This window comes from Nocardia rhamnosiphila NBRC 108938 (assembly GCF_000720425.1).
Taxonomy (GTDB): domain Bacteria; phylum Actinomycetota; class Actinomycetes; order Mycobacteriales; family Mycobacteriaceae; genus Nocardia; species Nocardia rhamnosiphila.
Map to the genome: position 1 here is coordinate 1 of NZ_JOAJ01000013.1, position 26134 is coordinate 26134.

Annotated in this window: 26 protein-coding genes; 14 read left to right on the plus strand and 12 right to left on the minus strand. The window is 67.2% G+C overall.

Features of this window, described 5'->3' with window-relative positions; genetic code table 11:
* A partial coding sequence (locus tag IG75_RS36795) for a hypothetical protein (RefSeq protein WP_036544191.1) occupies window positions 1–223 on the plus strand: 223 nt, incomplete at its 5' end.
* Between the two features lie 110 nt (window positions 224–333).
* Window positions 334–4287, plus strand: coding sequence for a DNA-directed RNA polymerase subunit beta' (locus tag IG75_RS0132780; protein WP_030525225.1), 3954 nt, complete (start codon window positions 334–336; stop codon window positions 4285–4287).
* 69 nt (window positions 4288–4356) lie between these two features.
* On the opposite strand, the gene IG75_RS40495 is transcribed toward IG75_RS0132780, so the two are convergent.
* Window positions 4357–4650, minus strand: a complete 294-nt coding sequence (locus IG75_RS40495; RefSeq protein WP_081877318.1) for a TetR/AcrR family transcriptional regulator C-terminal domain-containing protein — start codon at window positions 4648–4650, stop codon at window positions 4357–4359.
* 121 nt (window positions 4651–4771) lie between these two features.
* Between IG75_RS40495 and IG75_RS0132790 the strand changes: the two genes are divergently transcribed.
* Entirely contained in the window at window positions 4772–7108 is a 2337-nt protein-coding gene (locus IG75_RS0132790) for a hypothetical protein (protein ID WP_156059338.1), read from the plus strand.
* On the opposite strand, the gene IG75_RS0132795 is transcribed toward IG75_RS0132790, so the two are convergent.
* The gene (locus tag IG75_RS0132795; protein WP_081877308.1) at window positions 7051–7968 is read right to left on the minus strand and encodes a formate/nitrite transporter family protein; all 918 of its coding nucleotides are present in this window, start codon (window positions 7966–7968) and stop codon (window positions 7051–7053) included. The two genes, IG75_RS0132790 and IG75_RS0132795, sit on opposite strands and share 58 nt — an antisense overlap.
* 250 nt (window positions 7969–8218) lie before the next feature.
* On the opposite strand from IG75_RS0132795, the gene cynS reads away from it, so the two are divergent.
* Entirely contained in the window at window positions 8219–8668 is a 450-nt protein-coding gene (cynS, locus tag IG75_RS0132800) for a cyanase (RefSeq protein WP_030525229.1), read from the plus strand.
* A gap of 25 nt (window positions 8669–8693) precedes the next feature.
* Here the strand turns inward: cynS and IG75_RS0132805 are convergent, their stop codons facing one another.
* Window positions 8694–9155 (minus strand): MarR family winged helix-turn-helix transcriptional regulator, encoded by a 462-nt coding sequence (locus IG75_RS0132805; RefSeq protein WP_030525230.1) that lies wholly within the window; start codon window positions 9153–9155, stop codon window positions 8694–8696.
* 86 nt (window positions 9156–9241) lie between these two features.
* On the opposite strand from IG75_RS0132805, the gene IG75_RS0132810 reads away from it, so the two are divergent.
* Entirely contained in the window at window positions 9242–9634 is a 393-nt protein-coding gene (locus IG75_RS0132810; protein WP_030525231.1) for a VOC family protein, read from the plus strand.
* Window positions 9635–9653: 19 nt separating this feature from the next.
* On the opposite strand, the gene IG75_RS0132815 is transcribed toward IG75_RS0132810, so the two are convergent.
* Window positions 9654–10667 (minus strand): aldo/keto reductase, encoded by a 1014-nt coding sequence (locus IG75_RS0132815; RefSeq protein ID WP_030525232.1) that lies wholly within the window; start codon window positions 10665–10667, stop codon window positions 9654–9656.
* Window positions 10668–10768: 101 nt separating this feature from the next.
* On the opposite strand from IG75_RS0132815, the gene IG75_RS0132820 reads away from it, so the two are divergent.
* Window positions 10769–11659: a helix-turn-helix transcriptional regulator gene (locus IG75_RS0132820; protein WP_051715434.1), complete on the plus strand. Its 891-nt coding sequence runs from the start codon at window positions 10769–10771 to the stop codon at window positions 11657–11659.
* On the opposite strand, the gene IG75_RS0132825 is transcribed toward IG75_RS0132820, so the two are convergent.
* The 4 genes from IG75_RS0132825 to IG75_RS0132840 all read right to left on the minus strand — a co-directional run bounded on the left by IG75_RS0132825 (window position 11620) and on the right by IG75_RS0132840 (window position 14503).
* On the minus strand, window positions 11620–12630 hold the full coding sequence (locus IG75_RS0132825; protein WP_030525234.1) for an aldo/keto reductase: 1011 nt from the start codon (window positions 12628–12630) through the stop codon (window positions 11620–11622). The two genes, IG75_RS0132820 and IG75_RS0132825, sit on opposite strands and share 40 nt — an antisense overlap.
* Window positions 12631–12646: 16 nt before the next feature.
* Entirely contained in the window at window positions 12647–13093 is a 447-nt protein-coding gene (locus tag IG75_RS0132830; RefSeq protein WP_245713418.1) for a MerR family transcriptional regulator, read from the minus strand.
* 128 nt (window positions 13094–13221) lie between these two features.
* On the minus strand, window positions 13222–14205 hold the full coding sequence (locus IG75_RS0132835; protein ID WP_030525236.1) for a pirin family protein: 984 nt from the start codon (window positions 14203–14205) through the stop codon (window positions 13222–13224).
* The gene (locus IG75_RS0132840; RefSeq protein ID WP_030525237.1) at window positions 14198–14503 is read right to left on the minus strand and encodes a GNAT family N-acetyltransferase; all 306 of its coding nucleotides are present in this window, start codon (window positions 14501–14503) and stop codon (window positions 14198–14200) included. The genes IG75_RS0132835 and IG75_RS0132840 overlap by 8 nt, the downstream gene beginning before the upstream one ends.
* Before the next feature lie 203 nt (window positions 14504–14706).
* Here IG75_RS0132840 and IG75_RS0132845 point away from each other — a divergent pair, with 203 nt between their 5' ends.
* The gene (locus IG75_RS0132845; RefSeq protein WP_030525238.1) at window positions 14707–14907 is read left to right on the plus strand and encodes a hypothetical protein; all 201 of its coding nucleotides are present in this window, start codon (window positions 14707–14709) and stop codon (window positions 14905–14907) included.
* Between the two features lie 3 nt (window positions 14908–14910).
* Here IG75_RS0132845 and IG75_RS0132850 read toward each other — a convergent pair whose 3' ends face one another.
* Entirely contained in the window at window positions 14911–15402 is a 492-nt protein-coding gene (locus IG75_RS0132850) for a SixA phosphatase family protein (protein ID WP_030525239.1), read from the minus strand.
* A gap of 176 nt (window positions 15403–15578) precedes the next feature.
* Here IG75_RS0132850 and IG75_RS0132855 point away from each other — a divergent pair, with 176 nt between their 5' ends.
* Entirely contained in the window at window positions 15579–17255 is a 1677-nt protein-coding gene (locus IG75_RS0132855; RefSeq protein WP_030525240.1) for a 4Fe-4S binding protein, read from the plus strand.
* A gap of 489 nt (window positions 17256–17744) precedes the next feature.
* Here IG75_RS0132855 and IG75_RS0132860 read toward each other — a convergent pair whose 3' ends face one another.
* From IG75_RS0132860 to IG75_RS0132870, 3 genes are all read right to left on the minus strand, one after another.
* Window positions 17745–18515, minus strand: a complete 771-nt coding sequence (locus IG75_RS0132860; protein WP_030525241.1) for an acyl-[acyl-carrier-protein] thioesterase — start codon at window positions 18513–18515, stop codon at window positions 17745–17747.
* Window positions 18516–18642: 127 nt separating this feature from the next.
* A complete protein-coding gene (locus tag IG75_RS40795; protein ID WP_030525242.1) occupies window positions 18643–19773 on the minus strand; it encodes a transglycosylase SLT domain-containing protein in 1131 nt (376 codons plus the stop codon).
* Window positions 19770–20105, minus strand: a complete 336-nt coding sequence (locus IG75_RS0132870) for a type VII secretion target (protein ID WP_030525243.1) — start codon at window positions 20103–20105, stop codon at window positions 19770–19772. Before IG75_RS0132870 ends, IG75_RS40795 begins: the two co-directional genes overlap by 4 nt.
* A gap of 253 nt (window positions 20106–20358) precedes the next feature.
* Here IG75_RS0132870 and IG75_RS0132875 point away from each other — a divergent pair, with 253 nt between their 5' ends.
* The 6 genes from IG75_RS0132875 (at window position 20359) to fusA (ending at window position 26019) form a co-directional block, all read left to right on the plus strand.
* On the plus strand, window positions 20359–21333 hold the full coding sequence (locus IG75_RS0132875) for an NADPH:quinone oxidoreductase family protein (protein ID WP_030525244.1): 975 nt from the start codon (window positions 20359–20361) through the stop codon (window positions 21331–21333).
* A gap of 111 nt (window positions 21334–21444) precedes the next feature.
* Window positions 21445–21975, plus strand: coding sequence for a DUF3558 domain-containing protein (locus IG75_RS0132880; RefSeq protein ID WP_030525245.1), 531 nt, complete (start codon window positions 21445–21447; stop codon window positions 21973–21975).
* Between the two features lie 4 nt (window positions 21976–21979).
* Window positions 21980–22534 carry a DUF3558 domain-containing protein gene (locus IG75_RS0132885; protein ID WP_030525246.1) on the plus strand — a complete coding sequence of 185 codons (555 nt, stop codon included), beginning with the start codon at window positions 21980–21982 and terminating at the stop codon, window positions 22532–22534.
* Window positions 22535–22943: 409 nt separating this feature from the next.
* The gene (rpsL, locus tag IG75_RS0132890) at window positions 22944–23318 is read left to right on the plus strand and encodes a 30S ribosomal protein S12 (protein WP_030525247.1); all 375 of its coding nucleotides are present in this window, start codon (window positions 22944–22946) and stop codon (window positions 23316–23318) included.
* A gap of 1 nt (window position 23319) precedes the next feature.
* The gene (gene rpsG / locus IG75_RS0132895; RefSeq protein WP_030525248.1) at window positions 23320–23790 is read left to right on the plus strand and encodes a 30S ribosomal protein S7; all 471 of its coding nucleotides are present in this window, start codon (window positions 23320–23322) and stop codon (window positions 23788–23790) included.
* 126 nt (window positions 23791–23916) lie between these two features.
* Window positions 23917–26019 (plus strand): elongation factor G, encoded by a 2103-nt coding sequence (gene fusA / locus IG75_RS0132900; protein ID WP_030525249.1) that lies wholly within the window; start codon window positions 23917–23919, stop codon window positions 26017–26019.
* The last annotated feature ends 115 nt before the right edge of the window (window positions 26020–26134 follow it).

The following is a 26134-nucleotide window of genomic DNA, read 5'->3' on the forward strand; positions in this document are numbered from 1 at the left end:
CGTCAAGGGCGAGAACATTCCGGAGCCGGGCATCCCGGAATCGTTCAAGGTTCTGCTCAAGGAACTCCAGTCCCTGTGCCTCAATGTCGAGGTGCTGTCCTCGGACGGCGCCGCGATCGAGATGCGCGACGGCGACGACGAGGATCTCGAGCGGGCGGCGGCCAACCTGGGCATCAACCTGTCCAGGAACGAAGCGGCCACCGTCGACGATCTGGCGAACTAGGGCGTTGGCCGGGTGCCGTGACGAATTACGGCACGGCATCCGGCCACCGCGTTCGAATCCAATAGAGAACTTTTGCTCGTATTCGACCCGCACAGGGGAAAGGAAGTTACGTGCTAGACGTCAACTTCTTCGATGAACTCCGGATCGGCCTGGCCACCGCCGACGACATCCGCCAGTGGTCCTACGGCGAGGTGAAGAAACCGGAGACCATCAACTACCGCACGCTCAAGCCGGAGAAGGACGGCTTGTTCTGCGAGAAGATCTTCGGTCCCACCCGGGACTGGGAGTGCTACTGCGGTAAGTACAAGCGCGTCCGCTTCAAGGGCATCATCTGTGAACGCTGTGGCGTCGAGGTGACCCGCGCGAAGGTGCGTCGTGAGCGGATGGGCCATATCGAGCTGGCCGCCCCGGTCACCCACATCTGGTACTTCAAGGGTGTGCCGAGCCGCCTCGGCTACCTGCTCGACCTGGCGCCGAAGGATCTGGAAAAGATCATCTACTTCGCCGCCTACGTCATCACCGCCGTCGACGACGAGATGCGGCACAACGAGCTGTCGACTCTCGAGGCCGAGATGGAGGTCGAGAAGAAGACCGTCGCCGATCAGCGTGACGCCGACCTCGAGGCCCGGGCCCAGAAGCTCGAGGCCGACTTGGCCGAGCTCGAGGCCGAGGGTGCCAAGTCCGACGTCCGCCGTAAGGTCAAGGACGGCGGCGAGCGCGAGATGAAGCAGCTCCGCGACCGCGCCCAGCGTGAGCTGGACCGGCTCGAGGAGATCTGGACCACCTTCACCAAGCTGGCCCCCAAGCAGCTGATCGTGGACGAGGTGCTCTACCGCGAGATCACCGACCGCTACGGCGAGTACTTCACCGGCGCGATGGGCGCGGAGTCCATCCAGAAGCTGATGGAGAACTTCGATATCGAGGCCGAGGCCGAGAACCTGCGCGAAACCATCCGCAGCGGTAAGGGCCAGAAGAAGCTGCGCGCGCTCAAGCGGCTCAAGGTCGTCGCGGCGTTCCAGACCAACGGCAACTCGCCGATGGGTATGGTGCTCGACGCCGTTCCGGTGATCCCGCCGGAGCTGCGGCCGATGGTCCAGCTCGACGGTGGCCGCTTCGCCACCTCCGACCTGAACGACCTCTACCGTCGCGTCATCAACCGCAACAACCGCCTCAAGCGACTGATCGACCTCGGTGCCCCCGAGATCATCGTCAACAACGAGAAGCGGATGCTGCAGGAGTCCGTCGACGCGCTGTTCGACAACGGCCGTCGCGGCCGGCCGGTCACCGGCCCGGGTAACCGCCCGCTGAAGTCCCTGAGCGATCTGCTCAAGGGTAAGCAGGGTCGTTTCCGGCAGAACCTGCTCGGTAAGCGTGTCGACTACTCCGGCCGTTCGGTCATCGTCGTCGGTCCGCAGCTGAAACTGCACCAGTGCGGTCTGCCCAAGCTGATGGCGCTGGAGCTGTTCAAGCCGTTCGTGATGAAGCGGCTGGTCGACCTGAACCACGCGCAGAACATCAAATCCGCCAAGCGGATGGTCGAGCGGCAGCGGCCGCAGGTGTGGGATGTCCTCGAAGAGGTCATCGCCGAGCACCCGGTACTGCTGAACCGTGCGCCCACCCTGCACCGCCTGGGTATCCAGGCCTTCGAGCCGCAGCTGGTCGAGGGTAAGGCCATCCAGCTGCACCCGCTGGTCTGTGAGGCGTTCAACGCCGACTTCGACGGTGACCAGATGGCCGTGCACCTGCCGCTGTCGGCGGAGGCGCAGGCCGAGGCCCGCATCCTGATGCTGTCCTCGAACAACATCCTGTCCCCGGCGTCGGGTCGCCCGCTGGCCATGCCGCGTCTGGACATGGTGACGGGTCTGTACTACCTGACCCGGCTCGACGAAGGCGCCAAGGGCGAGTACCGGCCCGCCAACGGTGACGGTCCGGAGCAGGGCGTGTACTCCTCGCCGGCCGAAGCACAGATGGCGGTGGACCGCGGTGAGCTCACCGTGCGGTCGACCATCAAGGTGCGGCTGACCGATCAGCGTCCGCCGCGCGATGTCGAGGCGGAACTGTTCCCGGAGGGCTGGCGGCGCGGTGACGCGTGGACCACCCAGACCACCCTGGGCCGGGTGCTGTTCAACGAACTGCTCCCCGGTGACTACGCGTTCATCAACGAGCCGATGCCGAAGAAGCGGCAGGCGACGATCATCAACGATCTCGCCGAGCGCTACCCGATGATCGTGGTCGCGCAGACCGTCGACAAGCTCAAGGACGCCGGCTTCTACTGGGCTACGCGTTCGGGTGTCACCGTCTCCATGTCGGACGTGCTCGTTCCGCCGGAGAAGGCCGAGATCATGGAGCGCTACGAGGCGCAGTCGGATCAGATCGAGAAGAAGTACCAGCGTGGTGCGCTCGATCACCAGGAGCGCAACAACGCCCTGGTCAAGATCTGGCAGGAAGCGACCGAAGAGGTCGGTAGGGCGCTGCGCGCGCACTACCCGGCCGACAACCCGATCATCACGATCGTCGATTCGGGCGCCACGGGTAACTTCACCCAGACCCGTACCCTCGCCGGTATGAAGGGCCTGGTGACGAACCCGAAGGGTGAGTTCATCCCGCGGCCGATCAAGTCCTCCTTCCGTGAGGGCCTGACGGTGCTGGAGTACTTCATCAACACCCACGGTGCTCGTAAGGGTCTGGCCGACACCGCGCTGCGTACCGCCGACTCGGGCTACCTGACCCGTCGTCTGGTCGACGTCTCGCAGGACGTGATCGTGCGCGAGCACGACTGCGGCACCGAACGCGGGATCATCGTGCACATCGCGGAGAAGCAGCCCGACGGCCTGCTCATCCGTGACCCGCACGTGGAGACCTCGGCCTACGCCCGGACCCTGGCCGCCGACGCGCTCGACCAGAGCGGCAATGTCGTGGTCACCAAGGGCGCGGACCTGGGCGATCCTGCGATCGAGGCGCTGCTGGACGCCGGTATCACCGAGGTGAAGGTCCGCTCCGTGCTGACCTGCACCACCGGCACCGGGGTCTGCGCGACCTGCTACGGCCGCTCGATGGCCACCGGCAAGCTCGTCGATATCGGCGAGGCCGTCGGTATCGTCGCCGCGCAGTCCATCGGTGAGCCCGGTACCCAGCTGACCATGCGTACCTTCCACCAGGGTGGTGTCGCGGGTGACGACATCACCGGCGGTCTGCCCCGTGTGCAGGAGCTCTTCGAGGCTCGGGTGCCCAAGGGCAAGGCGCCGATCGCGGAGGTCTCTGGCCGGGTGCGGCTGGAGGACGACGACCGCTTCTACAAGATCACCATCATTCCCGACGACGGCGGGGACGATGTGGTCTACGACAAGCTGTCCAAGCGTCAGCGGCTGCGTGTGTTCAAGCACGACGACGGCACCGAGCGGCTGCTCTCCGACGGCGATCACGTCGAGGTCGGCCAGCAGTTGCTGGAGGGCGCGGCGGATCCGCACGAGGTGCTGCGCGTGATGGGCCCCCGGCAGGTCCAGATCCACCTGGTCCACGAGGTCCAGGAGGTCTACCGGAGCCAGGGTGTGTCCATCCACGACAAGCACATCGAGGTCATCGTCCGCCAGATGCTGCGCCGGGTGACGATCATCGATTCGGGTGCCACCGAGTTCCTCCCCGGTTCGCTGACCGAGCGTTCGGAGTTCGAGGCGTCCAACCGTCGCGTGGTTGCCGAAGGCAACGAGCCCGCGGCGGGACGTCCGGTGCTGATGGGTATCACCAAGGCGTCGCTGGCCACCGATTCGTGGCTGTCGGCGGCGTCCTTCCAGGAGACCACCCGAGTCCTGACGGACGCGGCGATCAACTGCCGCTCCGACCGGCTCATCGGCCTCAAGGAGAACGTGATCATCGGTAAGCTGATCCCGGCCGGTACCGGTATCAACCGGTACCGCAATATCCAGGTTCAGCCGACCGAGGAAGCGCGTGCCGCGGCGTACGCGGTGCCGTCCTACGACGACACCTACTACAGCCCGGAGGGCTTCGGTGCCACCACCGGTGCCGCGGTCCCGCTGGACGATTACGGTTTCAGTGACTACCGGTAATCGGTAGGTAGCAACAGCGTTCGGCCCCGCACCGTTTCGGTGCGGGGTCGAAATGCGTTCCGGGCCGGGCTATCCGCCGGCTCGGTCCGGAAGGCTTTTCTGCAGTCCTTCCAGCAGCGCGGCCAAGCCGAATTCGAAACTTCTGTCGGGTGCGGCGGTGTATCCGGTGCCGGCCGCCGCCTCGATCAGGTCGCGCAGGCGGGGAAACTTCCGCGCGATCTCGGTGGCGGCGGTCGTGGTTTCGCGCAGCCGCGCCTCGGGGTCGCCGCCGCCGTGGGCGAGACGCCGGCCGATAGAGACATTGGCGGCCGCCTGAGCCGCTGAGTCGCTGAGCCGGTTCGGTTCAGCAGTGGGAATATGAATTGGGCATTTCGATCACATTGCGTACAAACGTCGTTCGTCCGAACAGTGATGAATAGCGTTGCAGCGCACTGTCTGCCGGAGTCGTCGAACAGTTGCCGAACCGACGACCGCCGGAGGGCTCATGACAATGCGAATCAACCGGCTCACGCGCGGTATTCGGGCACGTGTCGCGCGTCAGGAGGGCGGCAGCGCGGAGGTCACGAAGCCGGCGCGTCGCCGCCGATGGTTCCGGCGGCTCGCGGTGATCGGCGCGGTCCTGTTCGTGCTCCCCGCAATGCTCGGGGCGGCCGCGCTGGCCGCGACCGGGGATTCCGATTCGGTGGCGACTGCCGGTTTTCCGGCACTGAACTGGATGAACATCCGTGACTCCAGCGGCATCGAATTGACCCACTATCGGTTCGTCACCACACACGGGAGTCTGTTCGAGCCGCTGGAGACGGCCATTTCGATAGTGCTCGGGCTCGAATTCGCCGGCTATATCGTCATCGTGACGGGTGCGATCTGGGTGATCGGTTACACAATGAGTTTCCACTGGCTCGATCCGTTCGGGGACGCGCTGTCCGGAGTCGCCCGCAGCCTGCACGCGCAGCTCGGTATCCCGATGATGCTCCTCGTCGCGGCGTCTCTCGGCGCGTTCATCGTGGCGTGGTTCGTATTGCGCGGCCACCACGCGCGGGCCGCCACCCAGGCGGTGACCATGGTCGGGGTCGCCGTGATCGGGCCGGTCTTCATGGCCCAACCGCTCGAGGACGTCCTCTCTTCGCACGGGCTGATGTCGCAGGGGCGTGATCTCGGTATCGCGGTCGCCGCCGGGCTCACCGGGCATATGCACAGCGACCCCGCCGGACTGGTCGCGACAATGCAGGCGAATCTGGCCGATAATTTCGCCCGGCGCCAGGTCCAGGTGTGGAACTTCGGGCATGTGATCGACGACCGGCCGGGATGCGCGGCCGTCTGGTCGGCCGGAATGCAGTCGGGTTCGGATTCGGCCCTGGTGTCCGGGCTGCGTGCCTGCGGTGACGTGGCGGCGCAGCAGGCGGCGCTGAATCCGACCATGGGACAGGCCGGTTCGGGGCTGGTCGTGCTGATCTGCGCCGGTATCCTGCTCGCGTTCGGGACCTACCTTTCGGTCAAGATCATCTGGTCCGCTCTCGATTCGATCTTCCATGGTTTCGCGGCGATATTCGGTTTCGCGGCGGGCGGTTTCGTCTACGGCCCCACGCAGACGTTTCTGGTCCGCAATCTCGTGGACAGCTTCTACGGCGCCGTGGTGATGGCGGCGTACGTCATCTATCTGGGTTTGTACATCCTGTTCCTCGGCAACCTGTTCGACCAGGCGCGTGGTCAGGCGACCTTGGTCCTGATCCTCGGCGCGGTGGTGGAAATCGTCGGTCTGCTGCAGTTCCGGCGGTTCTCCGCCGCCCTGCGCCAGGGCAACGAGTGGATCGTGAACCGATTCTCTCTTGCTCTGCAGCAGGCGCCGGGCGGTGGTGCGGGCGGTGCCGGCGGCGGTTCGGCACTCGGTATGGGTTCCAGCGGAGTCGCGAACTCCGGCGTTCCAGGACTCGGGCTGATCGCCGGGGCCGCCGCACTCGGCACGTTGAACAGCACTCCGGCAGCGGCGTGGCTGTTCGACCGGGTCGCGCCGCTGGAACCGCACTCGCGGAAACGACAGAGCGCCATGCTCGACCAGTGGGGTGCGTGGAACATGCGATGGAACGGGGAGAAGATCGGTGGCCCGGACGGTCTGTTCACGCACGCCTTCCTCGATCGACTGCACCTCTCACACGCCGCCCGGGACGCGACGGCTGTCGCCAGCACGGCCGGCCGGGGTGGGGTGAACACGGCGCGGGGTGCGGCCGCCGCGGTCGACGGTGTACTCGTCGGCGGTGGCGGATTCCTCGGGCAGGTCGCCGCTTCGCTGCGCGGTGCCGGATTCACCGACGAGGAGATGATCCAGCGCGCGGTGGAAGCGCGGGGCTATGTGGTGAAACACGGTGGCGATGTGTCGCTGGCCGACAAGAATCTGGCCGAAGTCGTCGCGGCCTCGAATTACGCCGCGGCGATGAGCACCCCGGCGGCCCATGCGGAGCTGGAGCGGGCTGTCCTCGCCTACTCTCTCGGACGGGAGGGCGTCGAATTGCGGGGCATGGCGCGCCGGGCCGGCGAAGAGTATCTGTCCGCGCCGACCCGGGCGAAGCTCAACCGGATCCAGAAGGTCGCGACCGGCGAGGAGACGGCCGAGTACTCCGAGGAGGACGCGGCCCGGATCCTGCGCTGGATCGGTGACGAACACGCGCAACAGGTCTCCACCGCGATGACCTCTTTTGTGGTCAACCCGGCCGACGACGAGAGTCGCCGCCGCTTCTTCGCCGCGCAGAACGCGGCCGTCGACACCGATTACTGGGCTGCCGAAGCGACCCGATCGCCCGCCTCCGCCTTCGCCGTCGGCGTCTGAGTATCCGCATCGCTCGATTCGGTCCCGATGCCCGGCCCGGCCGGCGCGGCCGGGCGGGGCCGCGGCGTGGCGGTGCGCGCGTGGGTCGCATAGAGCGTCAGGCCGACGAAGGCCAGGCCGCCCACCAGATTGCCGATCACCGTGGGGATCTCGTTCCAGATCAGATAGTCGCCGATCGAGAAATCGCCACCGAGTAGCAGGCCGGACGGGAAGAGGAACATATTGACGATCGAATGTTCGAATCCCATGTAGAAGAACAACATGATGGGCATCCACATGGCGATGACCTTCCCGGACACCGAAGTCGACATCATCGCCGCGACCACACCGGTGGAGACCATCCAATTGCAGAGCACACCGCGAATGAAGAGGGTGAGCATTCCCGCCGCACCGTGATCGGCGTAACCGACCGTACGCGAGACGCCGATTTCACCGAGTTTCTGCCCGACTTCGTTGGGGTCCATCGAGAAACCCATGGTCACGATGACCGCCATCATGACCGCGACGGTGAACGCACCGAGGAAGTTGCCGGTGAACACCAGTCCCCAGTTGCGCAGCAGGGCTCGCCAGGTCACCCCGGGGCGCCGGTCCAGCCAGGCCAGCGGTACGAGGGTGAACACGCCGGTGAGCAGGTCGAACCCGAGTAGGTAGAGCATGCAGAAACCCACCGGGAACAGGACTGCCCCGAGTAGCGCCTGGCCGGTCTGCACCGTGATGGTGACCGCGAAGGCCGCGGCGAGCGCCAGGATCGCCCCGGCCATATAGGCGCGGATCACGGTATCGCGCGTGGACATGAATGCCTTCGCTTCGCCGGCGTCGATCATTTCTTTCACGAAATCCGCTGGTTTGAGATAAGACATGGCACGCCCTTCGGTTGTGGTCTTTCGTGCCGAAGTGTGCGATGCCGAGATTTCCCGCCCGTATCGTGCCGAGCGCACCCGTGTTACCGGGCCCTCACCGGATCTGTGCGGCGGTTTGTGCCCCGCGTGTGACCTTGTGGGACGGCCACGCCGATCATGATGTCTCGGAAGTAAACATTGTGATACCGATTCGGTTCGGCGCGTTCGGCGGTGGGAGGCTTTCGATGTTTCCCGATGCTAGGAGTCTCGTATGGAACCGATCATGAGCAAGCGCGCGGCCGCCGACCTCGTTGTCGCCGCCCGTATCCGCCAGGGGTTGTCCTGGGCCGATATCGCCGACGCTCTCGGTGCTCCGCTGGTTTGGACGACCGCGGCGTTGCTCGGGCAGCATCCGATGACGGCGGAGCAGGCGGGCAAGGTCTGCGACTTGCTCGGGTTGGACGATTCGGTGGCCGAAAGCCTCGCGTTGCAGCCGGCCCGCGGCGCCGATCCGGCGCTGATGAGCGATCCCACGATCTATCGCTTCGTGGAGGCGCTCTCGGTGTACGGGCCCGCGTTGAAGGAACTCATCCACGAGGAGTTCGGCGACGGGATCATGAGCGCCATCAACTTCAAGGTCGACTTCGCCCGCCGTCCCGACCCCGACGGCGATCGCGTGGTCATCACCTTCGACGGGAAGTTCCTCGACTATCGGTGGTGATCCGGGACCGCCGTCCGAGCGGTTCTCATTGGTTGTGCGGTAGTTCGTCGGCCAGCCGCTGGAGGTAGCCGGCGAACCGGCGGCGGTCGGCGGGGGACCAGTCGTCGGTGAGCCGGTCGAATACCTGCCGTTGCCAATCGTGCGCGTCGGCGAGCAGGCGGGTACCTGCGGGGGTGAGGTGCAGGGCGGTGCGGCGCCGGTCCAGGTCGGATTCGCGGCGTGAGAGGTAACCGGCGGTGGTGGCGTCGCGGACCATCCGGCTGGCTCCGGAATGATCGAGACCGAGCTGGTGGGCGACCGCGGTGATGGTCGCCTCGTCGGGGGCGTCGGCGGCACCGGCCACCGCCTCCACGACCTGGACGTGCTGAGCGTTGCCCAGCTCCGCGCTCTGCCCCCCGGCGCCGCGCTGTATCCAGCGCCGGGACCAGAACCGAACCAGGCGGAACAGGGCGGGCCCGCCGTCCGCGGGGGAGGAGCTGCCGCTCATATGGACCAATCTATCCTCTTCGAAAATTTCTATGCGATGCGCATGTATTTTATATGTGTACCGCATGTAATCGAGAGGAGGGGTCCATGTCCGACCCGAGTAACACCCCGCGCATCGTGCTCGACCACACCATCGTGCCCGTGCCGGATCGCGTGGCGGGGGCGACGTTCTTCGCCGAGCTCATGGGGTTGGCGGTGGGCGACCCGGCCGGCCCGTTCGTGCCGGTGCGGGTGAACGAGCATCTGACGTTCGAGTTCGACGACCGCGGCCGCGTCGAGCCGGGCCACTACGGCTTCCTGGTCGACGAGGCCACCTTCGACGCCGTCCTGCGACGGCTGGCGCAATGGCCCGCCGTCGAGTACGGGTCGGGGCCCGGGAGCGGCTGGGACCGGGATATCAACCACCTGGGCGGCGGTCGCGGCGTGTACGTCCGCTCGCCGGAAGGACACAGCTACGAAATGTTCACTGTGGCCTGTTGACAGCTCGCGGAGGCCCGGTTCAGCGCTCGCTGTCGAGTGCGCTCATCTGCGCCTCCGCGTACCGGCTACCGGCCACCGACCCGGCCGGTACCGCGGCCTCGATCGCGGCGATATCGGCCTCGGTGAGCGCGATATCCAGCGCGCCGAGCGCCTCCGACCACCGGGTACGGGTGCGCGCCCCGATCACCGGAACGATATCGTCGCCGCGGCTCAGTACCCAGGCGATGGCCAACTGGGCGGTGGAGACGCCGTGACGCCGCGCGAGGGCGGCGAGCGCGTCGACCAGGTTCAGGTTGGCGGCGAGGTTGCCGCCCTGGAAGCGGGGGGTGTGGGCGCGGTAGTCCGACTGTCCGAACCCGGTGTCGCGACCGGGAGCCGTATCACTGAGCAGCCCACGGGAGAGCACCCCGTAGGCGGTGATCCCGATACCGAGTTCGCGGCACACGGGCAGGATCTCGGCCTCGATCCCGCGCGAGAACAGCGAGTACTCGATCTGCAGATCGGCGATCGGGTGTACCGCGGCCGCGCGGCGCAATGTTTCGGCGCCGACTTCGGACAGGCCGATATGCCGCACATATCCCGCCTCGACGAGTTCGGCGATGGCGCCGACGGTGTCCTCGATCGGCACCGCCGGGTCCAGCCGCGCCGGACGGTAGATGTCGACATGGTCGACACCGAGCCGGCGCAGGCTGTAGCTCAGGAAGTTGCGCAGCGCGGCCGGACGGCTGTCGAACCCCTGCCAGGTGCCGTCCGGTCCGATCATGCCGCCGAACTTCACGCTGAGGACCGTTTCGTCCCGCGGACGGTCGGCGACCGCCCGGCCCACCAGCAATTCGTTGTGGCCCATACCGTAGAAATCGCCGGTATCGACGAGCCGGGCGCCGGAATCGAGTGCGGCGTGCACGGTGGCCGTCGATTCGGTCTCGTCGGCGGGGCCGTAGGAACCCGACATGCCCATCGCGCCCAGCACGATCCGCCCGACCGCCGGCCCGGTGTTGCCCAGTTGCGTCACTGCGATCTGTGTATTCGTCATACAGACCACTGTGGTGGACCCGTCCCGCTCGCGGCAGAGACGCTTTATCGGGGGAGCGGCGATCCCTGGCTCACCGCCCCGCGGTACGCGACAGTGGAGGTATGGATCGCCGCGAACTCGCCGATTTCCTCCGTCGCCGCCGGGAACAGCTCACCACCGAGGCGGTGGGGCTGCCCCCGGGTACCCGCCGCCGTACCCCGGGCCTGCGCCGCGACGAAGTGGCGCAGCTGGCCGGCATCTCCACCGACTACTACACGCGCCTGGAACAGGCGCGCGGGCCCCGGCCGTCGACCCAGGTGCTCGCCGCCCTGACCCGTGCGCTGCGCTGTACCGCCGACGAACGCGATCACATCTATCTCCTGTGCGAACACGCGCCGCCCGGCGGCAGCCGGACGGACAAACATGTCGGCCCCGGGCTGATGCATGTGCTCGCGAAACTGGACGATATCCCGGCAGCGGTCATCACCGACCTCGGCGAATGCCTGGTGCAGAACCGGATGCACACCCTGCTCTTCGGTGACCAGGCCGAACAGCGGGGCTGGAACCGGTTCTATGCCTGGCGGTGGTTCACCGAACCGGAGGCCCGGGCGATCGCTCCGCTGCGCGATACCGAGGGGCTCGCCCGCCGGCAGGTGGCCGACCTGCGGGCCACCGCCGCACGTCGGCCGAAGGACCCGGACGTCATCGAGTTCATCGGCGCGCTGCGAGCGAACAGTCCGGAGTTCGAGCGGCTCTGGAACGAGCACGAGGTGGCGGTCCGGCACTCCGACACCAAGAGCGCGGTGCACCCCGAGCTCGGGGTGATCGATATGTTCTGCGAGACCATGCTGACACCGAACGCCACCCAGCGGTTGCTCATCTATTGGCCGCTGCCGGGTACCGATGCCGCGGAGAAGATGGAACTGCTGCGCGTCATCGGCACCCAGCGGCTGAATGCGCCGGAGCGGCCGCCCTACTCGCGGCCCGCCGAGGTGAACGACATATCCGCGTAGCGCGGTCCGGCCACCCGGCCGGCGATCGGTTCCAGCCGGTCCAGTTCCGCCGCGGTCAGGGTGACCGCGGCCGCGGCGGCGTTCTCCGCGAGCCGGGTCCGGCGGCGGGTGCCGGGAATGGGCACCACCGGCAGCCCGTGGACCTGTCCCCGCGACTGCACCCAGGCCAGCGCGATCTGGGCGGGCGTGAGTTCGCGCGCTTCGGCGATCGCGTGCAGTGGGGCGAGGAGGGCGGCGTTGTGTGCCGCGTTGTCGCCCGTGAAACGCGGCATATGGCGCCGGAAATCGCTCTCGCTCAGCTCGTCGGTGCCGGGTAGGGCTCCGGTGAGGAAACCGCGGCCCAGCGGTGAATAGGGCACGAATGTGACGCCCAGTTCGGCGGCGGCGGGTACCGCCGTGCGCTCGACATCGCGGGAGAACAGCGACCACTCCGACTGCACCGCCGCGATCGGATGGACCGCGTGCGCGGCGCGCAGTTCCGCCCCGGTGACCTCGGACAGGCCGAGCGCGCGCACCTTGCCCGCGCGCACCAGCTCCGCCATGACACCCACACTGTCCTCGATCGGTACCTCGGGATCGCGTCGGTGCATGTAGTACAGGTCGATGGTGTCGGTACCGAGGCGGCGCAGGCTGGCGTCGACGGCCCGGCGGATGTAGTCGGGTGAGTTGTCGATACCGCGGTAGTGCGGGTCGTCGGCCTTGCGGACGATCGCGAATTTGGTGGCCAGCACGATCCGGTCCCGGTTGGCGCGGACGAAATCGCTCAGGAATTCCTCGTTGTCACCGGAGCCGTAGATATCGGCGGTGTCGAACAGGGTGATGCCGAGTTCGAGGGCGCGATCCAGGGTCGCGCGGGATTCCGCCTGGTCGGTGGGGCCGTAGAACTCGCTCATTCCCATGCAGCCCAGCCCCTGGACACCCACCCGGATCCCGGTGGTGCCCAGCGGAGCGGTCGGCAGTACTTCGGTCATGGTCTCGGGTATCCCTTCACGATGCTGCGTTGTCGGGTGACCGGGTGGCGCCGGCGGGGACGTGCTGCTCGTAGAGCGAGATCTTGTGATCCAGCACCGCCACGGTCTGTTCGAGTTCGGCGATACGTTCGAGGACATCGGCGCGGGTCTTGCGGAACATCGCGAGCCGTTCGGGAATCGTGCTCGCGCCGGCGCGGACGAGTTCGGCGTACCTGATCATGTCCGCCACCGTCATACCGGTGGTGCGCAACCGGGTGATCAGCGTCAGCCAGTCCAGGTCGCGGTCACTGAACCGGCGTTTGCCGGTGTGGTCGCGGCCGATATGGGCGAGCAGGCCGATGCGCTCGTACCAGCGCAGCGTGTCCTGGCTCAGACCGCAGTGCCGGGCGGCCGCCCCGATCGAATGCCGGGGGAGTTCCCGAGCCGGGTCGGTGACGTCCGGGCCGGGTTCGGTGATACTCACGCCGACTACTCTCCTTGCCGAAATCCATTGCGCCACAAGATTTTCTGTGTGGCGCTCGATATCCTCTCGTCGAACGAGGACAACGTTATCCACCTGGAGTGGACTCCAGGCAAGCGCTGATCGGCGGATCAGTTGCCGTGTGGTCGCCGGGCGCGGGGCCGCAGCTGCCCACCGGGCATCGGCGGCGCCGGAATCCGCTGGTCCGGAGTATGGCCGGCGATATCACCGAAACGCTCGGTGTTGTGCGACTCCCAATCGGTGCGGGCCGCCACGATCTCCGCGTGCTCGCGCGCGACGAAGTTCCACCACATCACCAATTCCTCCGCGAACGGCTCCCCGCCGATCAGGGCGAACCGGCCGCCGGAATCGCTGGACAGGTCGAGGCTGTCGCGGCCGGTGCCCAGATACAGCAGCGGGCCCGGCGTGAGCTCGCAGCCGGCGGCCGTGACCGTGCCCTCGATCGCCAGCAGCGCGTACTCGTACTCCGGCTCCAACGGCAACGTGGACGCGGTCGCGGGATCGATCTCGATATCGGCCCCCACCAAGGGGGTGTAGATCGTCGCCGGCGAGGCCACCCCGGCCAGCGAACCCAGCAGCACGGTCGCCCGCAGGCCCGGGGCGGTGTGGACGGGCAGATCCCGGTGCTGTTCGAAATGGGGAGCGATATCGCGGTGCCCCTCCGGCAGCGCGACCCACAATTGCAGCCCGCGCCCGGCGGGCGCCTCGGGCACCGTGTACTCCGAGTGGGCGATCCCGCGCCCGGAGGTCATCAGATTGAGCTGGCCGGGTTCGATGCGCACATCCGAGCGCACCGAATCCCGATGCCGGATCATTCCCTCGAACGGCCAGGTGACGGTCTGCAGACCGATATGCGGATGCGGATCGATATCCGGCGGCGCGTCGGTGACGGTCACCGTCGGAGCGCCGAAATAGTCCAGGAAACACCAGGCGCCGACGGTCGGCAGCTCCCGCTGCGGCAGGGTCCGTTCCACATAGGTGCCGCGCACACCGCCCAGCGGCACCTCCCGGGCCGGATACAGCCGCGTTATCGGACCCGGCCCGACTCCCGGCTCGCACAGGGTCTCGGTGGGGTGTGGATCGAGGTCACTCACCGCCGCCGACCACGTGCTCGTTGTACTGCGGATGCTTCTCCAGATAGCTCCGGATGAACGGGCACTCGGGCCGGATCCTGCGCCCGCGGTCCACGGTGTCGGAGATCGCGAACTCGGCCAGCCGGCTGCCCAGCCCTTTACCGCCGAACTCCGATCCGATCTCGGTATGGGTGAAGACGGTTTCCCCGCCGCGCTCGGTGTACTCGGCGAACCCGGCCAGTTCGGCGCCGTACCACACCTCGTAACGGTTCTCGCCGGGGTTGTGCACCACCTTGCTCTGCTCGGTCGCTTCGGTCATCTCCGCGGCTCCTTTCCGTGTCCGGCCATTTGCGCACGACGCCACGACCCGGGGCCGTACCGCCGAGCGCCAGCGTACTCAGCCGCACGCGACCCGGGCGCCGCGCTCGGACGGGCGATGTGGCCCCTGCCTGTCCAGGGGGGGGCACCGCCCGGAACACGCGCGCACCAGCGCATCCGGGGTCCGCCACGTAACCTGGGAGGATGGCCAAGGAAATCGACCGGGTCCGGGCGCGTTCGGCGTGGGCCACGGTCAGGGAGAGCCCGGTGATCACCGCGATCGCGGTGGCGCCGATCGTTGTGGTGTTCGGTCTGGTGTGGTGGCTGATCGGCGGCTGGGCGGCGTTCCTGCTGCTCGTCGTGCTCGGCGCCGGCGCGGTGTTCGGCGGCAAACTGCTGCGCTGAGTGTCAGCGCGGTACGTGGAAGGCCACCAGGTCGCCCGCCCCCGGGGCCACTCGGTCCCATTCGCCGGGTAGGCGCAGCACCGCCAGTGCGGACGTGGGGAACTTGCGGCTCAGCCGCAGGGCATCCTCGGTATCGTGCGCGGCCGCGAGGTCCCAGGCCGCCCACGGCATGCCCGGCGCATGCCCGATCACCAGCAGGGTCGAGACGGCGGGGTCGGTGAGCCCGACCAGTTCGACCAGATAACCGGACGTTGCCTCGTAGATCCCCGACTCGAACTCGACCGGCGCGGTGATACCGGTGGCGGTGAGTGTTTCCCGGGTACGGGTCGCCGTGGAGCACCGTACCGCGTCGATCGGCGGTTGGTTCGAGCGCAGCCAGGTGCCGGCCAAGGCCGCCTCCCGCTGCCCGCGCGGCGCCAGCGGGCGCTCATGGTCCTCGATTCCGGCCGGGTACGCCGATTTCCCGTGCCGCATCAAGATCAGAGTCCGAACCATGGGTCCACCGTAGGCACCCTCGGTGCAGAGATCCACCACACACTCGAGGCAAACTGAAAGCGGCGTCACAATAGAGATAGGCCCGGTGATCCCGGTCCACGCTCAGTCGTCACGCCCTGCCACCCGCGACCCGGACGGCACCAGCCCGCATATAAGTCTCGAGGATCTGCACAAATATGGCCTACGTAATCACGCAGCGTTGCTGTAACGACGCGAGCTGCGTTTCCGAGTGCCCGGTCGACTGCATCCGCCCGACTCCGGACCAGCCGGAATTCGCCACGACCGAAATGCTCTACATCGACCCCGACACCTGCATCGATTGCGGCGCCTGTGTCGACGCGTGCCCGGTGGAGGCCATCTTCTCCGAGGACGATCTGTCCGCGTCGCTGGCCCGCTTCCGGGAGATCAACGCGGCCTGGTTCGAGCGGCATCCGCTGGAGTCGAACCTGGATCCGATCGCGACCCCGGTGCGGCCGCCCAAGGATCTGGGTACGTTGCGGGTCGCCATCGTCGGCGCCGGCCCGGCGGCCGCCTACGCGGCCGACGAACTGTTGCGGCGCTGCGATGTCCAGGTGGAGATGTTCGACCGGCTGCCCACCCCGTGGGGTCTGGTCCGCGCAGGGGTGGCACCCGACCACCCCGGCACCAAAACGGTCGCGGGCATGTTCGAATCGGCGTTCCGCCGCGACACCCTGCAGTACTACCTGAACGTCGAAGTCGGTAAGCACATCACCCACGAGGAACTGCTGGCCCATCACCACGCGGTCCTCTATGCGGTGGGCGCCTCCTCGGACCGGCGGATGGGCATTCCCGGTGAGGACCTGCCCGGCAGCCATTCCGCGACCGAGTTCGTGGCCTGGTACAACGGGCACCCCGACTACGCCGACCGGGTCTTCGACCTCTCCGGCGAGCGGGCGGTCATCGTCGGCAACGGCAATGTCGCGCTCGACGTCGCCCGCGTGCTGACCGTGCACCCCGACGAGCTGGCGAAAACCGATATCGCCGACCACGCCCTGGCGGCCCTGCGCGGCAGCAATATCCGCGAGGTCGTGGTGCTGGGCCGGCGCGGCCCGCTGCAGGCGGCCTACACCTCACCGGAGTTCCTGGCGCTGGCGCACCTGTCCGGGGTCGATATCGTCATCGACCCGGCCGAACTCGAACTCGACCCGGCCTCGCAGGCGCTGCTCGACCACCCGGACGTCGAACCCTCGCTGAAACTGAAGTACGCGCTCGCCGAGGAGTTCGCGGCGAAACCGCCGACCGAGGGCAATAAACGGATCGTGTTCAAGTATCTGGCCGCCCCGACCGCACTCACCGGCACCGACAAGGTCGACGCGCTGGAGTACGCCCGCAACGAACTGGTGGAAGAGGACGGAATTCTCAATGCCCGCCCCACCAGCGAGATCGGCAGCCTCCCGGCCTCGCTGGTGCTCCGGTCGATCGGCTACCGCGGACAGCCCGTGCCGGACCTGCCCTTCGACGACAGACGCGCGGTGGTCCCCAACGAACACGGTCGCGTGATCGGCGCCGACGGTCGGCCTCTCACGGGGGTGTACGTCAGCGGCTGGATCAAACGTGGCCCGCGCGGGGTCATCGGTTCCAACCGGGTCGACTCCGAGGAAACGGTGGAAGGACTGATCGCCGACTTCATCGCGGGCAAGCTGGCCGCTCCGACCGCCGACCGGGACGCACTGCGCGCCCTGGTCCGGGAACGCCAGCCGGACCTGGTCGATCGGGTCGGCTGGAAAGCCATCGACCAGGCCGAACGCGGCGCCGGCAAGGAGTCGGGCCGGCCCCGGGTCAAGTTCACCACCCTCGCCGACCTGCTCCAGGCGGCCAAGGGCGGTAACTGAGAGCGACTGTCGACGGCCGGTGCCGGCCGGTCGTGCGGCACAGTGGGCCCGTGCCCGGAGCGATCCGGGGCACGGGCCCATGGTCGTCAACAGGGACCCGCTCGTCCTGATGCGGCCGGGTCACATTCTCGTACCGGTCCACACCCGACCCGAGCATGGAATGCCGACGCACCCCCCGTGCGTCGAGTTTTACGAGACACCTCGAAGGGTTGAGGCCCGTCTCGCCGTTTCGGCCTCGAAAGCGCATGAGCGAAGCTCGAGTCCCGAGGCCGAAACGGCGAGACCAAGGGGGCCTCAACCCCGCGCGCGCCAGCGCGCCAAAAACACAGCACCTTTACGAGCAGGTCACATACGCCCGCCTTCGCCGATAAGCACGCTCTGCCGCCGGCGCTTGGCGCACGCTCTGCCGCCGGCGCTTGGCGGTTGCACGCCTTGACCCCCGGGCTTCCCGGTCTCGCCACCGCCGACTCCGGGCCCGGTACTCGCGGTCTACAGCGGCGCTATACGGACGATCGTGGTGGTGATCCCGTCCACGACGAACCACAGGCGCAGGGTGGGACGGCCGGTGGTCCGGTCGCCCGGTTCGTACCGGCTGCGGACGCTGATGTGCTGCCGGGCCAGGACCGGCGCGACGTATTCGATAACCGCGCGGTGCGGGCCGCTGACCAGTTTGGGGTAGTCGACGAGATACTGCTCCACGGCCTGCCAGTAGCAGGTGTTGTTCACATGGTTGTACTGGTCGATATCGGTGGCCCGCAGCGGGAACGGCAGGTCGGTGTCGGATTCGGGTGGCGCGGGGTCGGTGAGCCAGGGACGCCAGCGGAGTCGCTGCTCGGCGGTGGTCTGGGCGAGGTAGGCCAAGCCCGCGTCACTGATCCGGGCGGGCATATTGTTCGACTCGTTGATATTGATCCAGAAACCTTCGGTTTCGATCAGGCCGCCCCGGTCGCTGGTGATGCGCACCCGCATATTCGCCCAGCGGGTGGACATACTCGAACACCAGCGTCGCAGGTGGACGTGGTCGGGCCACAGTACCGGGCGGACCACGTCGATGACCGTGCGCCGGATGATCCAGCTCGGGTCGCTCTGTTCCAGGACCGATTGCTGGAGGTGTTCCCAGGCGATGTCCTGGAGGTAGCGGGCGACACCGTCGAGGCGTACACGGTTGTACGGGTCCACGTCGCCGGCTCGCACCGGCCACGCCGTAACGAACCCCATGCCCTCCCTGGGAAGCGGGGCGAGTGGCTGATCGAGTGACACTTGTGCTCCTCGCGCGGCCGGTCGGGCCGCGGTACTTCTGCGTGTTTCCTGTGAGACGACTTTACGGGGCGTGTGTCACCGCGCCACGCCGAGCCGTCGGTTCGCTGTGCTCGGCGTGTGGCGGCGGTCAATATCCGACGTAGCCGGTGCCGTCGGAGACCCCGACGACCCCGGGCACATTGCCGAGCGAACCGTACCGTTCGATGGCGTACCTGGTGCCGGCGATGATGTTGTCCACCGGATTCCAGATATCGCCGTGACCGGGCAGTGAATAGGAGTTGAAGGTCGGGTCGATGGTCTGCATGAGACCCTTCGACGGGATACCGGCCGCGGCATTGCTGTCCCACAGATTGATGGCGTTCGGATTGCCGCCGGATTCGCGTTCGATGATCAGCGCGATGGTGGCGGCCTCGGAATCGTCGATGTCGTAGCCGTTCTCGCGCAGTACGCGGATGGCTTCCTCGATCCATTCGGCCTGGTCCCCGGTGGGCATGGCGGTGGGGACGCTTCCGGCGGAGAGCGCGGGGCCGCCCGCGCCGCTGTCGGTGCCGCCCATCAGCGAACTCGTCGGCGAGCCGCTGGTTGTGGGGTATCCGGAAGCGGGTTGCGGGCTGTCGCCGGTAGACGGCGGCGCGGTGGCGGCCGGGACCGTGGGCGCGGCGGCGGGCGGGCGGCCCGGTTCGCCCAATGTGCTGTAGGCGTTCTCGAGTTCGGTGACGGCCTGCTGCACCTGGGTGGCGGCCCGGTCCGCGGTGTCCGCGGCGGTTTTCAGGGCGTTCACGATATGCCACTGATGCGAGGCCGCCACGAGTCGCTGGCCCAGTTCGGTGCGCTGCATGTCGGGCGACTCGGCGGTCTCCCCGGCGGCCCGGCGCAGATAGTCGATCCGCGCCTGGGCGCTGACGGTGCCGTCGTCGGCGACCTCGAACGCGGGTAGCGGCGGTTGCGCGGTATTGCGGGCGGTGTCGCGCATCAGCAGGACCTTGTTCCTGGCCTCGATCAGATTGGCCACTTCGGCGCGTAACGCGGTATCGAGTTTCAGCAATGCCGCGCTCACCGCGCCGGTGCGGGTCCGTTCGGTGTCCATCCGGGTATTCGCGGCGGCTCCGGCGGGACCGGTCCAGTTCATCGCCCGGGTATCGGTGACCGCCGCGCCGGTGAGCCGGTCGAGGCGGCCGGCCAGCGTGGTCGCGTGGGTGGCGGCCGCGGTGAGGTGATCGGCCTGCCATTGTTCGACGTTGCCGAGGGTGAGGGTCATACCGCGGTCTCCGGCCCGACGGTGGTGAGCGCCTCGGTGACCTCCGCTTCGGTCATCTCGTAGTCGCCCGCGCTGGTACGCAGGGTGCCGGCGATCGTGGTGAGCCGGTCGCTCACCCGGCGCAGGCAGGCGGCGGTGAGATCGGCGGCGCGTTGCGCGGGCGGGCCGAAGCCGGTGCCGGGTAGTGCGGTGGCGGCCGCGGTGAACACCTCGGCGGTGTCGAGTGCGGTGACGGCGTCCGCCTCGGTGTCGAGCCGTCCGGCGAAACCGCGCAGCAGGCCGGGATCGACCCGGACCGTCGTGCCGGGCGCGCTCGTATCTTCTTCGTTCATCTGTCCCCCAAGGATTCCCACCCGTTGCTCTCGCGGCCGAGCCTAACAAAACGACGCTCTCCCCGAGGCGTGCCCGACCAGCGGTGATTCGATCGGTGGCGGCGCTCGTCTGCGCCGGTGCGGGCCGGCCCGGTCCGGGCGGGGGATGGACTCGTGCCGGTGGCGCCGATTAAGTTGATGAGGACGGGTGGATTGGTACATATCGACTGGCGCGTATCTATAACCGCCGGTCGGCGAACAGAGAGGTCGGCATATGCGCGCAGCTCAGGTCAGCAAACTCGAGGGGCCGGAAGCGATCGAGATCGTCGACATCCCGGAACCGCAGCCGCTGCCCGGCGGCGTGGTGATCGATGTGCACGCCGCCGGGGTGGCCTTCCCCGACGTGCTGATGACCCGCGGGCTCTATCAGATGAAACCCCAGCTGCCGTTCGTGGTCGGTGGCGAGGTCGCCGGTGTGGTGCGCGAAGCCCCCGAGGGGGCGCATGTGCAGCCCGGCGACCGTGTCTGTGCCCTGACCATGCTCGGCGGCGCCATGGCCGAAGTGACCCGCACCGCCGCCGAGATGGTCTTCAAACTTCCGGACAACATCTCCTTCGAGGCGGGCGCCGGAATCCTGTTCAACGATCTCACCGTGCACTTCTGCCTGCGCAACCGCGGCCGCCTCGCCGCAGGTGAATCCGTGCTGGTCCACGGCGCCGCCGGCGGGATCGGCACCTCCACCCTGCGACTGGCGGGCGCACTGGGCGCCGGCCGGGTGATCGCGGTGGTGAGCACCGAGGAGAAGGCCGAGATCGCCCGTGCGCACGGCGCCACCGATGTCGTGCTCACCGACGGCTGGCTGGACCGGGTCCGAGAGCTCACCGACAACCGCGGTGTCGACATCGTGCTCGACCCGGTCGGCGGGGACCGCTTCACCGACAGCATCCGCTCGCTGGCCCGCGGCGGCCGGCTGCTGGTGGTCGGCTTCACCGGCGGCGATATCCCGACGGTGAAGGTCAACCGGCTGCTGCTGAAGAATGTCGAGGTCGTCGGCGCGGGCTGGGGTGAATGGATGCTCTCGCACCCGGGGTACCTGGCCGAGCAGTGGGCCGAGGTCGAGCCGCTGTTCGCGGCCGGCAAGATCGCCGCGCCGCAGGCGGTGCTGTTCCCGCTGGAACAGGCCGCGCAGGCGGTGGCCTCGCTGGAAAAGCGCGCCGCCACCGGGAAAGTCGTGGTCACGGTTCGCTGAATGCGTCCGGCCCGCGGTGCGCGAGCTGCGGGCCGGACCGCCCGGACTCCGGAAACCACCGGCGACCTGCACCGCCGCCGGGAGCGATCTTTCGTCGGTATTGTGCACGGCATGCGGATCAGGTCGGCGATAGTCCTCGGGTTAACCGCGGCGTTTGCTCTGACGGGCTGCGGATCCGGCCAGAGTTCCGAGGAAGCCGACGGGCCGCGGGGGCCGGCGCCGAAGGTGGCCGCGCTCGGTCCGTTCGTGGGGGAATGCGGACATGTCACCGATAACGAGGTACGCGACGTAGGGGGTCTGCGGCAGATCGTCCAGTCGTACAAGAACGCGGTCGGTTGCAACTGGCAGTCGGGTGGACTGGGCGGCGCCTCGATCACCTTCGCCTCTTATCGGGGTAGCCCACTGGAAAGAGAGAAGGCCTGGGTCACCACGCACGGCCGTCCGCCGGAGCCGATCACCGTCGGCGGCCGCAACGGCTTCGCGGCACTCGATCCCACCGGCACCATCTGCGATCTCGCTGTCCAGCTCGACGACGACTTCTTCGAATGGTCGACCTCGCTGGGTTCGTTCAGTACCGACCGCGGTAATCCATGCGATCGCAGCCGGGCGCTGGCCGAACTGACCATCGAGCGGCTGGAGTGAAGAGATGCAACGTCTGCGAAGCCGTCACCGGCGACTGCGTACCGCCGCCGCCACACTGGCCCTGCTGGTTGTCGCGGTCCTCGGCGCCGGCTGCGGCAGTACCGTCCAAGGGACCGCGCTACCGGTCGGCGGCGGCGAATCGGTGGATACCGACCACATCGACAAGCTGCTCCGTGAATGTGATGTGGTGACCGAACAGCAGATCATCGACGCACTCGGCGGCAACACCTATATCAGCGATTCGTTCTTCGGTGCGGTCTGCATGTGGGATATCGGCGGCGGCTCCGGAATGCTCACGCTGAACTGGTACGAGAACGGGTCGTTGCGCACCGAACAGGCGACCAACGACAAACTCGGTTACACCAGCACGAAAACGACCGTGCAGGGGACGATCGCGCTGGAGGTCCGGCGGCCGAACGACCCGAATTCGTGCGGGATGACCGCGAGCGCCGCCGACTCCGGGGTGATCGGCTGGTGGGTGAACGCCTCGGGCGGCACGGCCGACCCGTGCGCGGCCGCCAAGAAACTGCTCGAGCTCACGCTCAATATCGCCCGGTAGCGCCGCATCGATGCGTCGCGCCGTGCTGCCGCGGGAGACCCGGGTGGACCGGGGAACAAGCGGCGGTATCCGGCGGTTGAGTAGGGAACGCGAGAATGCCCGGGAGGGGTCGAGAGCCGGAATCCGAGGGGCCGTGTCCGGCCCGCCATATCACAACATCACCCCGGTTTTGACCCTATTCACTACGCCCGAGTACAGTGGACCGCTGTGCCCGGAAGGATACGGGCAAGTTCGAGCGTAGACGTAGGCCAGCGAGAGCGGCTGACGATTCCAGCGTGCCTGTAAATCGGGCCCTGAACTGCGCGCGACACGCCCGACCTCGGGACGCGAGAAACGTGGTTGGACGTGCGGGTGAAAGCTCGATGAACAGCCCTGACACCGCCATAACCGATAAAAGGAAAGCCGGTATATGCCAACCATCAACCAGCTGGTCCGCAAGGGTCGCCGCGACAAGGTCGCCAAGACCAAGACCGCGGCCCTCAAGGGGAGCCCGCAGCGTCGTGGCGTGTGCACCCGCGTGTACACCACCACCCCGAAGAAGCCGAACTCCGCGCTGCGGAAGGTCGCGCGTGTGAAGCTGACCAGCGCGGTCGAGGTCACGGCTTACATCCCCGGTGAAGGCCACAACCTGCAGGAGCACTCGATGGTGCTCGTGCGCGGCGGTCGTGTGAAGGACCTCCCCGGTGTGCGTTACAAGATCATCCGGGGCTCGCTCGACACCCAGGGTGTGAAGAACCGCAAGCAGGCCCGCAGCCGTTACGGCGCCAAGAAGGAGAAGAGCTGATATGCCTCGCAAGGGCCCCGCTCCCAAGCGTCCGCTGATCAACGACCCGGTCTACGGGTCGCCGCTGGTGACCCAGCTGGTCAACAAGATTCTCCTCGACGGCAAGAAGTCCACTGCCGAGCGCATCGTGTACGGCGCGCTGGAGCAGGCGCGCGAGAAGACCGGCACCGATCCGGTCGTCACCCTCAAGCGCGCGCTGGACAACGTCAAGCCGGCGCTCGAGGTCAAGCCGCGCCGCGTGGGTGGCGCCACCTACCAGGTTCCGGTCGAGGTTCGTCCCGGCCGGTCCAATACTCTCGCGCTGCGCTGGCTGGTCAACTACTCGCGGGCGCGCCGCGAGAAGACCATGATCGAGCGCCTGGCCAACGAACTGCTGGATGCCAGCAACGGCCTCGGTGCTTCGGTCAAGCGTCGTGAGGACACCCACAAGATGGCCGAGTCGAACCGGGCCTTCGCGCACTACCGCTGGTGATGTCTGCCCGGCCCATCGCTCCTGGGCCGGGAGGCTTACGGAAGCTTCCGCTTCCGCTTTGACAGATATGACGGCCGTACGGTCGTCGGCGAAAATCCCAACTAGCTACGAGCGGGGAAGATTTCCGTGGCACAGGACGTGCTCACCGACCTGAACAAGGTCCGCAACATCGGCATCATGGCCCACATCGATGCGGGCAAGACCACTACGACCGAACGCATCCTCTTCTACACCGGTGTGAACTACAAGATCGGCGAAACCCATGACGGGGCGTCGACCACCGACTGGATGGAGCAGGAGCAGGAGCGCGGCATCACCATCACCTCCGCGGCGGTGACCTGCTTCTGGAACCAGAACCAGATCAACATCATCGACACCCCCGGCCACGTCGACTTCACCGTCGAGGTGGAGCGCAGCCTGCGTGTGCTCGATGGCGCTGTCGCCGTCTTCGACGGCAAAGAGGGCGTGGAGCCGCAGTCCGAGCAGGTGTGGCGGCAGGCGGACAAGTACGACGTGCCGCGGATCTGCTTCGTCAACAAGATGGACAAGCTCGGCGCGGACTTCTATTTCACCGTGCAGACCATCAAGGACCGCCTCGGCGCCAAGCCGTTGGTCATCCAGCTGCCGATCGGCGCGGAGGACACCTTCGAGGGCATCGTCGACCTGGTCGAGATGAACGCGAAGGTCTGGACCGGCGAGACCAAGCTCGGTGAGAAGTACGAGGTCCAGGAAATCCCGGCCGATCTGTTGGAGAAGGCCGAGCAGTACCGTCAGGAACTGCTCGAGACCGTCGCCGAATCGGACGAGGCCCTGCTGGAGAAGTTCTTCGGTGGCGAAGAGCTCTCGATCGACGAGATCAAGGGCGCCATTCGCAAGCTGACGGTCAACTCCGAGCTGTACCCGGTGCTGTGTGGTTCGGCGTTCAAGAACAAGGGCGTGCAGCCCATGCTCGACGCCGTGGTGGACTACCTGCCCTCGCCGCTGGATGTCGAATCCGTGCAGGGTCATGTGCCCGGCAAGGAAGACGAGATCATCACCCGTAAGCCGAGCGCCGACGAGCCGTTCGCGGCCCTGGCGTTCAAGATCGCGGTGCACCCGTTCTTCGGCAAGCTGACCTACGTCCGCGTCTACTCGGGCAAGGTCGACTCCGGTGCCCAGGTCATCAACGCGACCAAGGGCAAGAAGGAGCGGCTGGGCAAGCTGTTCCAGATGCACTCCAACAAGGAGAACCCGGTACCCCAGGTCAGCGCCGGCCATATCTACGCGGTCATCGGCCTGAAGGACACCACCACCGGGGACACCCTGTGCGATCCGAACAACCAGATCGTGCTGGAGTCCATGACCTTCCCGGACCCGGTCATCGAGGTCTCCATCGAGCCCAAGACCAAGTCCGACCAGGAGAAGCTGGGCACCGCGATCCAGAAGCTCGCCGAAGAGGACCCGACCTTCACGGTGAAGCTGGACCAGGAGACCGGCCAGACCGTCATCGGCGGTATGGGCGAGCTGCACCTGGATATCCTGGTCGACCGGATGAGGCGCGAATTCAAGGTCGAGGCGAACGTCGGCAAGCCGCAGGTGGCCTACCGCGAGACCATCACCAAGAAGGTCGAGAAGCTCGAATTCACCCACAAGAAGCAGACGGGTGGTTCGGGTCAGTTCGCGAAGGTCATCATCGCGCTGGAGCCGTTCGTCGGTGAAGACGGCGCCACCTACGAGTTCGAGAACAAGGTCACCGGTGGCCGCGTGCCGAAGGAATACATTCCCTCGGTGGACGCGGGCGCACAGGACGCCATGCAGTACGGTGTGCTCGCCGGTTACCCGCTGGTCAACCTGAAGGTGAGCCTGCTCGACGGTGCGTACCACGACGTCGACTCCTCGGAGATGGCGTTCAAGATCGCCGGCGCGCAGGCCATGAAGGAAGCGGCCCGTAAGGCCGGTCCGGTGATCCTCGAACCGCTGATGGCGGTCGAGGTCACCACGCCCGAGGAGTACATGGGCGATGTGATCGGCGACCTGAACTCCCGCCGTGGCCAGATCCAGGCCATGGAGGAACGCAGTGGTGCCCGTGTCGTCAAGGCGCTGGTTCCGCTCTCGGAGATGTTCGGTTACATCGGTGACCTGCGGTCGAAGACCCAGGGCCGGGCGAACTACTCCATGGTGTTCGATTCGTACGCGGAGGTCCCGGCCAACGTGTCGAAGGAGATCATCGCCAAGGCGACCGGCGAGTAAGTACCCCTCCGGAGCAGGTAGCCCACCTGCTCCGGATCTCCCGGGAGTTAGTACACCCGTTAGTTCCCCACGCACGTGGGGATGACCCCCGCACTGCTGCAACTGCAAGCACCAA

What these genes read in the sequence shown, in the direction of transcription:
- IG75_RS0132790 (WP_156059338.1), top strand. Translation starts at nt 4,772, where the DNA reads ATGACAATGCGAATCAACCGGCTCACGCGCGGTATTCGGGCACGTGTC.
- IG75_RS0132795 (WP_081877308.1), bottom strand. Translation starts at nt 7,968, where the DNA reads ATGTCTTATCTCAAACCAGCGGATTTCGTGAAAGAAATGATCGACGCC.
- cynS (WP_030525229.1), top strand. Translation starts at nt 8,219, where the DNA reads ATGGAACCGATCATGAGCAAGCGCGCGGCCGCCGACCTCGTTGTCGCC.
- IG75_RS0132805 (WP_030525230.1), bottom strand. Translation starts at nt 9,155, where the DNA reads ATGAGCGGCAGCTCCTCCCCCGCGGACGGCGGGCCCGCCCTGTTCCGC.
- IG75_RS0132810 (WP_030525231.1), top strand. Translation starts at nt 9,242, where the DNA reads ATGTCCGACCCGAGTAACACCCCGCGCATCGTGCTCGACCACACCATC.
- IG75_RS0132815 (WP_030525232.1), bottom strand. Translation starts at nt 10,667, where the DNA reads ATGACGAATACACAGATCGCAGTGACGCAACTGGGCAACACCGGGCCG.
- IG75_RS0132820 (WP_051715434.1), top strand. Translation starts at nt 10,769, where the DNA reads ATGGATCGCCGCGAACTCGCCGATTTCCTCCGTCGCCGCCGGGAACAG.
- IG75_RS0132825 (WP_030525234.1), bottom strand. Translation starts at nt 12,630, where the DNA reads ATGACCGAAGTACTGCCGACCGCTCCGCTGGGCACCACCGGGATCCGG.
- IG75_RS0132840 (WP_030525237.1), bottom strand. Translation starts at nt 14,503, where the DNA reads ATGACCGAAGCGACCGAGCAGAGCAAGGTGGTGCACAACCCCGGCGAG.
- IG75_RS0132845 (WP_030525238.1), top strand. Translation starts at nt 14,707, where the DNA reads ATGGCCAAGGAAATCGACCGGGTCCGGGCGCGTTCGGCGTGGGCCACG.
- IG75_RS0132850 (WP_030525239.1), bottom strand. Translation starts at nt 15,402, where the DNA reads ATGGTTCGGACTCTGATCTTGATGCGGCACGGGAAATCGGCGTACCCG.
- IG75_RS0132855 (WP_030525240.1), top strand. Translation starts at nt 15,579, where the DNA reads ATGGCCTACGTAATCACGCAGCGTTGCTGTAACGACGCGAGCTGCGTT.
- IG75_RS40795 (WP_030525242.1), bottom strand. Translation starts at nt 19,773, where the DNA reads ATGACCCTCACCCTCGGCAACGTCGAACAATGGCAGGCCGATCACCTC.
- IG75_RS0132870 (WP_030525243.1), bottom strand. Translation starts at nt 20,105, where the DNA reads ATGAACGAAGAAGATACGAGCGCGCCCGGCACGACGGTCCGGGTCGAT.
- IG75_RS0132875 (WP_030525244.1), top strand. Translation starts at nt 20,359, where the DNA reads ATGCGCGCAGCTCAGGTCAGCAAACTCGAGGGGCCGGAAGCGATCGAG.
- IG75_RS0132880 (WP_030525245.1), top strand. Translation starts at nt 21,445, where the DNA reads ATGCGGATCAGGTCGGCGATAGTCCTCGGGTTAACCGCGGCGTTTGCT.
- IG75_RS0132885 (WP_030525246.1), top strand. Translation starts at nt 21,980, where the DNA reads ATGCAACGTCTGCGAAGCCGTCACCGGCGACTGCGTACCGCCGCCGCC.
- rpsL (WP_030525247.1), top strand. Translation starts at nt 22,944, where the DNA reads ATGCCAACCATCAACCAGCTGGTCCGCAAGGGTCGCCGCGACAAGGTC.
- rpsG (WP_030525248.1), top strand. Translation starts at nt 23,320, where the DNA reads ATGCCTCGCAAGGGCCCCGCTCCCAAGCGTCCGCTGATCAACGACCCG.